Source organism: Okeania hirsuta (assembly GCF_003838195.1).
Lineage (GTDB): Bacteria > Cyanobacteriota > Cyanobacteriia > Cyanobacteriales > Microcoleaceae > Okeania > Okeania hirsuta.
Genome location: NZ_RCBY01000080.1, coordinates 20,861 through 28,997, shown reverse-complemented (window position 1 = coordinate 28,997; position 8,137 = coordinate 20,861). Strand labels below are relative to the sequence as shown.

Genomic DNA, 8,137 nt, shown 5'->3' with positions numbered 1-8,137 from the left:
CCAAGTAATGCGTGAACACCCCCGTTGACGGTGGGGTATTAAACCCACAAAGAAAATGATAACCTGGTTTCCTCAATACATAAAATGGCACAGTTTAGAATGAAACAGTCCTGGATTGTACAACCTCAAATATCTTTGTGATGTTAAAACTTATCTAGATATTGCTAGTTGAGCCTCTCCATAAATATATTGTCCCAGAGCATTTGCTTCTCTAGGTGGTTGAGCTAAATGAGCATTGAGACCTGCCTCTTGTAATAACCTTTCCAAATCTTCCTGGAAAAATTCTGCACCACCGCCAGTCATAACAACATCTGTCACCCTTTCTGGTAGCCACTTAATCAAACGGTCACAGAGTTTAGCTGCAAAAACTTTACGCAACTCAGGCACAACGCCATCAAGATTAATAGGTTTTGTCGCTCCTCTGGGACGGTAGGAACGCTGGCCTTCTGGTTTATGGACTGCTTCTAGCAAATATAAAGACTGAGCATCTGATCCCTCAATCTTAGAAGCCACATCTTCATAAAATTGGCTCATGGCAAAAGGTTCACTCTTAGAAGCAGCTCTAGCAAACCGAAAACGGTCTACCATTAAAAAGTCTGTAGTCTGATGGCCAATATCAACAATAGCAAGAGATAGTTTAGGTAACTCTGGCTGAAATTCCTTGCCGTTGTTAGCTTCACACCATAGCAAACTACCATACCCCTCTGGCATGATCCAAACCTTATTAATTCTAATTTCGGTAGGTTCGCTACCTCGATAAGACATTTTATGAGGACATTGTAATTGACTAACAATCTGTTCCTTTTCCTTTTCAAATTGCTCTTGGGAATAAAATGGTAAACCCATCACAACTGAAAATTCGCCTTTGAGCTGAAAATAACCAGCACAGGCCAAAATTTTAATGAGAGCATCTTCGACTTTGGACTTGGCAAAAGAGCGTTCATCACCGAATAAATTGGCCCCAAAATCAGCAGCCAATTGACCTACAGCGTATCCAGAGCCTTGATATTCCAGCCACATATCTAATAGTGGGTCTGTAGGTTTAGACTCAAAATTACCCGATCTTACTTGTTCTAAACTTAATTGTTTGACATTAGCTGGAATGAAAACTACACCATTTGGAGTCCGACTAACACAAGCTTTACTAGCTGTCCGTCCTAAGTCCACACTCAGGATTGTTTTTTTATGGACACTAGGTGGTTTCTGGGTCAGCATTGCTGCTGCTGGCTGTTTAATAACCATTAGGTTGTATTACCTCACTAAATTTTTAAATCAAAACACTACCGTTGTTAAAAATCCTAAGTTATAAATGAATTAAGACCTACGGTATTAAGCGAATAAAATTAACATAGAATTTAGAAGTAAAGTACTTTCAGAAGTTTCAGTCAACTGGAGAATACACAGTCTATACTTTTACATCTTCACTTCTGGAATACGAGGAGATTACCATATCAGGCGTGAGACATTCCTCTATTTCACACTTGTTTTAACAAGGGATTATTTTCAACCGAGTGATCGAAAAGTGGAGATTTTCAGACTTCCTCCAGATAGGTTTTTGGTCAAACCTGTTCTTTTGAGTCGAGGACATATAGCTAACTAAATATAATATTAGATATTAGTCTGATCAAAATTATTATTAAAGCATAGTTTCACGAAGCTCCATTAATTGAACAGGTTAATGAAACTTTTCAGGAATTATTATAAGAATTTCTAAGTTATTTTAATTAACTTTCCACAAACTTAGCATCTTAAGTTAAAAATGTTTAGCACATATAAAGGAAAAGGAAGAGGAAAAAAGTTGATTTTTTGACCGTGCCTCACTTCACTGGCAAGTGAAACATCTAGGGAACTAGAGTAATTCCCTACTTCTGACAAAATGACTTAATATTAATTTAGATATTAATTTAGAGATTTAACCTTAAATTAATACTTCCTTCTTAATATTCTTGATCATACCCTTCACTTATTTTCTCATCAAAGCCTTAGAAATTAAATATTCTCTTCTAAATATATATGTTGCTAACCCTAGCCTAAGATTGCTTCCATCGGGGATAACTCTAAAGGAATTTCTACTCCCCTAATTTGTTTGTGTCAATGCCAGGAGATTTGTTCTGGAAGTCCAAGTAGTTGCCCTAATGTCTATTGTTAAGTTACATTTAGTTAAGATTATGAGTATTTCTTGGCCACTGGACTAACGGTGTTAGTGCCAGTAGCTGATGGGGGAGACCCCCAAAACTGCCCTGGCTTACCTGTGGAGCAAACCTTTAAACCTGAAATGGTTGACCCCAAAGAATGGTAGGTACATTGTTAGCGTTTGCCGAGTATTCCCTAGGAAAGCTCCTCTAGAAGAGGCAACAGGGAGCCAAATAGTTATATTTGGGACTCTCCGCCTTCAATCAAGTCAGGTGGGCAAAAATATCAAAAGTGTAATTTTTTACACCAACTATTTCAATTCAATTTTACTAAAAGAGGCCAATAATTTATGAAAATTTCTTGGAGAACAATTGTACTTTGGAGCTTACCAGCTCTAGTCATAGGTTTTTTCATTTGGCAAGGAGCATTTTCCCCGACAGTAGCAAACATGGGTAGCAATACCGCTAGTACCCGGATGAGCTATGGTCGATTCTTGGACTACTTACAAGCAGACCGAGTGACAAGTGTAGACCTTTATGAAGGTGGCCGTACAGCTATCGTTGAAGCAGTAGATCCAGAACTAGATAATCGGGTCCAACGATTAAGAGTAGATTTACCAGCTAATTCCCCAGACCTAATTTCTCGTCTACGAGAAGCAAATATTAGTTTTGACACTCATCCCCCACGCAATGAAGGGGCAATATGGGGATTATTAGGAAATTTGGTTTTCCCAGTTTTATTAATTGTCGGTCTATTTTTCCTCTTCCGTCGCTCCAGTAATGTTCCTGGTGGCCCTGGACAAGCAATGAATTTTGGTAAGTCTAAGGCCCGCTTCTCCATGGAGGCGAAGACAGGTGTACTATTTGATGATGTGGCTGGAGTTGATGAGGCCAAAGAAGAATTACAAGAAGTTGTGACTTTCCTCAAAAAACCAGAACGATTCACTGCAGTGGGAGCGCGAATTCCTAAAGGTGTGCTGTTAGTTGGCCCTCCGGGAACTGGTAAAACTTTGTTGGCCAAGGCGATCGCTGGTGAAGCTGGTGTTCCATTTTTCAGTATTTCTGGTTCGGAATTTGTGGAAATGTTTGTGGGTGTGGGTGCTTCCCGCGTTCGCGACTTATTCAAAAAAGCTAAGGAAAACGCTCCCTGTATTATCTTTATTGATGAAATTGATGCGGTGGGTAGACAACGTGGTGCTGGTATCGGTGGTGGTAATGATGAAAGGGAACAAACTCTTAACCAGTTGTTGACAGAAATGGATGGTTTTGAGGGCAACACTGGTATCATTATTATTGCTGCTACTAACCGCCCTGATGTATTAGATTCTGCATTATTACGTCCAGGCAGGTTTGACCGTCAAGTTACTGTTGATGCTCCAGACATTAAAGGTCGTTTGTCAATTCTGGAAGTTCACGCTCGCAACAAGAAGCTCAGTGAAGAAGTATCTCTAGATGCGATCGCTCGTCGTACTCCTGGTTTTACAGGTGCAGATTTGGCCAACTTACTGAATGAAGCTGCAATTCTCACTGCTCGTCGTCGTAAAGAAGCAATTACTATGCCGGAAATTGATGATGCTGTAGACCGGGTGGTCGCAGGTATGGAGGGAACTCCACTTATGGATGGTAAGAGCAAGCGGTTAATTGGTTATCACGAGGTTGGTCATGCCATCGTTGGTACTTTGATCAAAGATCATGACCCAGTGCAAAAAGTCACTTTGATTCCCCGTGGTCAAGCTCGTGGCCTCACCTGGTTTATGCCTAGTGAAGACCAAGGTTTAATCTCTAGGTCACAAATTTTGGCTCGTATTACTGGTGCTCTTGGTGGTCGTGCTGCTGAGAAGGTTATTTTTGGTGATGCTGAGGTGACAACTGGTGCTGGTAATGACTTACAACAGGTTACAGGGATGGCACGTCAAATGGTGACTCGTTATGGTATGTCTGATCTTGGTCCGATGTCTTTGGAGACTCAACAAAGTGAGGTGTTTTTGGGTCGCGACTTAATGACTCGTTCAGAATATTCTGATGAGATTGCTTCTCGTATTGATGATCAAGTTCGTACTATTGTTGAGCATTGTTATGAGCACGCTTGTAATATAATGCGTGAGAACCGGGTCGTCATAGATCGTTTAGTTGATTTGCTCGTTGAGAAAGAAACTATTGATGGTGATGAGTTCCGACAAATTGTGTCTGAGTACACTAATGTTCCAGAAAAAGAACGTTTTGTTCCAATCATGTAATTTCAAGAAGCACTTCAGCTATCAGCTATCAGCGTAATTGAGGTTTTACACTTCAGTTAATTTAGTAGGTTTATGATGATACATTACCTAATTTACTAATAGTTGAAGCGTGAAATATAGTGTCTTAAAAAAGAACTGAAAGTTAAGTAGTTTTTGTACTTAATTTTTGGTTCTTTTAATATAGCGGGAAGAAGGAAGAAGGATTTAGTTATCTAGAAGTAATATCAAGTTGCACTGACTTAACCACTATATAAAAAGATGGCATACTCCTCAAGAGTCATCTTAAGATGACTTAAACTATTAGCCAAGGATTGAAATCTTTGGCGAGGTTTGCAAGTCATGTCATCCGCCAAGAAATAAATTTCTGGGCTGCATAGCAGAAGTCATCTTTAGATGACTGAAGATGGCTAATTTATTATGGCTAATTAATGAGACTTGATATAAGAATGTTTTTTCTGATAAATTTTTCCCTGTTCCCTGTTCCCTGTTCCCTGTTCCCTAAAACTTTTATTGTGGGTATTTTCAAAATACATAAATATTACTTCTGAAAAATATGACAATTTCAACAGAATATAAACAAAGACGCAAACAATTAATGACAAAAATTGGCAATGGTACGGCTATATTTAGAAGTGCGCCAATGGCTGTCATGCACAATGATGTAGAATATGCTTATCGTCAAGATAGCGATTTTTTTTATTTAACTGGTTTTAATGAACCAGAAGCTGTAGCTGTTATTGCACCACACCATGAAAAGCATAAATTTGTTTTGTTTGTGCAACCAAAAGACCAAGCAAAAGAAACTTGGACTGGTTATCGTGCTGGAGTGGAAATTGCTAAGGAAAAGTATGGTGCTGATGCAGCTTTTTCTATTAATGAACTGAATAAAAAGTTACCTGAATATTTGAAGGGTGCCGATAAAATATATTATCGTTTAGGACGCGATCGCCATTTCAATGAAACAATTCTTCGGCATTGGCAAAATTTGATGCGGGTCCATCCGAAAACTGGTACTGGTCCGATCGCCATTCAAGATGCGGGTACGGTTTTACATCCGATGCGTCTGCTTAAAAGCACTGCGGAATTAGAACAAATGCGGAAAGCTGCTGATATTGCTGTTGATGCTCATAACCATGCGATGAAGTTTGCTCAAGTGGGGCAGTTTGAATATCAAATTCAAGCGGAAATGGAGTATATTTTTTCTCGTCATGGAGCGACTCCTGCTTATCCTTCTATTGTTGCTTCTGGTGCTAATTCTTGCATTCTTCATTACATAGAAAATAATCGGCAAATGCAAGAAAATGATTTGTTGTTAATTGATGCTGGAGCTGCTTACAATTATTATAATTCTGATATTACTCGGACTTTTCCTATAAGTGGAAAGTTTACACCGGAACAAAAGGTTATTTATGAGTTGGTTTTAAGAGCGCAACAAGCAGCAATTTCTGAAGTAAAACCAGGAAATCCTTATAAACAATTTCATGATACAGCAGTACGAGTATTAGTGGAAGGTTTGATTGATTTAAAATTATTAAAAGGTAATATTGATGAAATAATTGAAAAGGAAAAATATAAGCATTTATATATGCACAGAACCGGACATTGGTTAGGTTTAGATGTACATGATGTGGGTGTTTATCAGTGGGGAGAAAATCCACAAAATTTACAACCAGGGCAAGTTTTAACTGTGGAACCTGGTATTTATATCGGACCGAATATTAAATCAGTTGAAGGTCAACCGGAAGTATATGACCGTTGGCGTGGAATTGGAGTTAGAATTGAGGATGATGTTTTAGTCACTGCAGAAGGAAATGAAGTATTAACTGCAGGAGTTCCGAAATTAGTTGAGGAATTAGAAAATTAAATTTTTCTTCTTTTACTTAATAGACATCTCCAGAAAAGAGGGAGTAGTAGGGAGGTTGCATGCAATCTCCCTACAGAGTAGGCGGAAATAATTAATGATTTATGTACGAGAATTAATTTGATTTTTTATTATTGGAGATGTCTAATGAAAAAATAGTGAATTAACTAGAATTATTCAGCATCAATAACTTATATAGCATTTCAACGGTAGGGTGCAGACATATCCACTACTTAGGCAATGGCACTAATTATAGTAGTTAAATCAGCAATAATCACCAAATTATACACTATATTTGATTTGGAGAAAAATTATTAACAATAGTAGGGGCAACGGGAGCAATAATTTATGCAGAAGGAGAACTTCAAAAAATAGGAAAAAATCTCAAAGTAATGATAATTAGACATCTACTCCACGCATCGGGAGTAGGGAGTAGGCAGCTTTGCTGTAGGGAACCCACCCCTCGCCCCTCCCCCTCCGGTGGAGGGGAAAGAATTGATAATTTCTTTGGGATTATAGATATTGATTTTTGATTCTTGGAGATGTCTATTAGCTGAAGGTAAAATTGAAAAACTGATGTTTTGCGCCCAAAGTTAATCTCAAAATCATTACCACTCAGCAACGCCAAATTTACCGATAATTTATGGTGACAAAATTATCATGGAAGAAGTATTTAGCAATTTAATTAATAATGCTGTTAAATATAATAAAAAAACTCATAAAACTGTAGAAATTGGTTATAAAAAAACTGAATAATCTGCCTGTATGATATCTATCAAAGATAATGGTATAGGTATTCGATAAAAGCATATAGAGACAATTTTTAAACTTTTTAAACGATTACATGGGAAAGATAAGTTTGGTGGCAGTACAGGGGTGGGTTTAACAATAGTCAAAAAAATCATTGAGCGTCATGGTGGTAAAATTTGACTGGAGTCTAATTATGGAGAAGGAACAACATTCTATCTCAAATTATCAGAGAATTAATCATCAATGAGTGAATTAGTAAATAAACAAAAAAAATTATCTTTGCTAATAGTTGAAGATAGTTAGGAAGATTACACTACATTAATCCGACTTCTGAGGAAACAAGGTTTTGAGTATCCTATATTATCACTGTGTAGATGGAGATGACGCATTAGATTTTGTTTTCCAGACAGGAGAATATTCTCCTGAAATAACTCCTCGTCCTACACTGATTTTAATAGATTTAAATCTGCCAGGAACTGATGGAAGAGAAGTAATTTAAGTTATCAAGAATCATCAACAATATGTAGGTTGGGTTAAGCGCATCCTTTATAGTTAAATGAAGCTATCCCACTATTTTGAACAAGTTTATTTGTTTAAGTAAAATGTGTTTGAAAAGCTTTATTTTTCGTTTTTAAATATCAACATATTTAGAGTTTTTAGCAAAAGTCTTATTAGTGGGATAGGTTCATCTAATAGTTCAGCAGTGAAAGCTGTAAACCAACAATAAGTAGCCTTCTAGTATCCATTAAGATTTATTTTATAGATGCTTTCTAAGTATTGTAAGGGCTAGAGCAAAACTACAAACCAAAACTTTATTATAAGTGATTATCCGAACACGATATAATATACAATTAATTTAGCTTTACTACTTATAAATACGTAATATAATACCATTTTGATAAATGTTTACCACAAAAACTTAAGGTATTTTTAATAGTCAGTAGTTCAATAGTCAGGAAATATCAAATATATTGTTTTAGTAAATATAGATATTAAAATAATTAATTTAGCAGCATAGCTTTGCTATATTTATCGCATTCTTTTTTCACCTTTTTATTAAGAATTTATCAAGCATCTATACATTCTTGTTAGCCCCTATTTCTATTGAACAAAAGGAGAAACACCGCCAGATATTTTAGATTTAGATCGGCTTATTA

At 37.0% G+C, this 8,137-nt stretch carries 5 protein-coding genes; 4 read left to right on the top strand and 1 reads right to left on the bottom strand.

Features of this window, described 5'->3' with window-relative positions; all coding sequences use genetic code 11:
• Positions 1-150: 150 nt before the first annotated feature.
• The gene (gene fcmB, locus D5R40_RS15175; protein ID WP_124145830.1) at positions 151-1,242 is read right to left on the bottom strand and encodes a filament morphology actin-like protein FcmB; all 1,092 of its coding nucleotides are present in this window, start codon (positions 1,240-1,242) and stop codon (positions 151-153) included.
• Positions 1,243-2,482: 1,240 nt separating this feature from the next.
• On the opposite strand from fcmB, the gene ftsH2 reads away from it, so the two are divergent.
• The 4 genes from ftsH2 to D5R40_RS35305 all read left to right on the top strand — a co-directional run bounded on the left by ftsH2 (position 2,483) and on the right by D5R40_RS35305 (position 7,479).
• Positions 2,483-4,369, top strand: coding sequence for an ATP-dependent zinc metalloprotease FtsH2 (gene ftsH2, locus D5R40_RS15170; RefSeq protein ID WP_124145831.1), 1,887 nt, complete (start codon positions 2,483-2,485; stop codon positions 4,367-4,369).
• A gap of 553 nt (positions 4,370-4,922) precedes the next feature.
• Entirely contained in the window at positions 4,923-6,233 is a 1,311-nt protein-coding gene (locus tag D5R40_RS15165) for an aminopeptidase P N-terminal domain-containing protein (RefSeq protein WP_124154846.1), read from the top strand.
• Positions 6,234-7,040: 807 nt separating this feature from the next.
• On the top strand, positions 7,041-7,160 hold the full coding sequence (locus D5R40_RS42655) for an ATP-binding protein (protein ID WP_353734854.1): 120 nt from the start codon (positions 7,041-7,043) through the stop codon (positions 7,158-7,160).
• 166 nt (positions 7,161-7,326) lie between these two features.
• Positions 7,327-7,479, top strand: coding sequence for a response regulator (locus D5R40_RS35305; RefSeq protein ID WP_161564996.1), 153 nt, complete (start codon positions 7,327-7,329; stop codon positions 7,477-7,479).
• The last annotated feature ends 658 nt before the right edge of the window (positions 7,480-8,137 follow it).

Coding starts and splice junctions, on each gene's coding strand:
- D5R40_RS15165 (WP_124154846.1), top strand. CDS start 4,923: ATGACAATTTCAACAGAATATAAACAAAGACGCAAACAATTAATGACA.
- ftsH2 (WP_124145831.1), top strand. CDS start 2,483: ATGAAAATTTCTTGGAGAACAATTGTACTTTGGAGCTTACCAGCTCTA.
- fcmB (WP_124145830.1), bottom strand. CDS start 1,242: ATGGTTATTAAACAGCCAGCAGCAGCAATGCTGACCCAGAAACCACCT.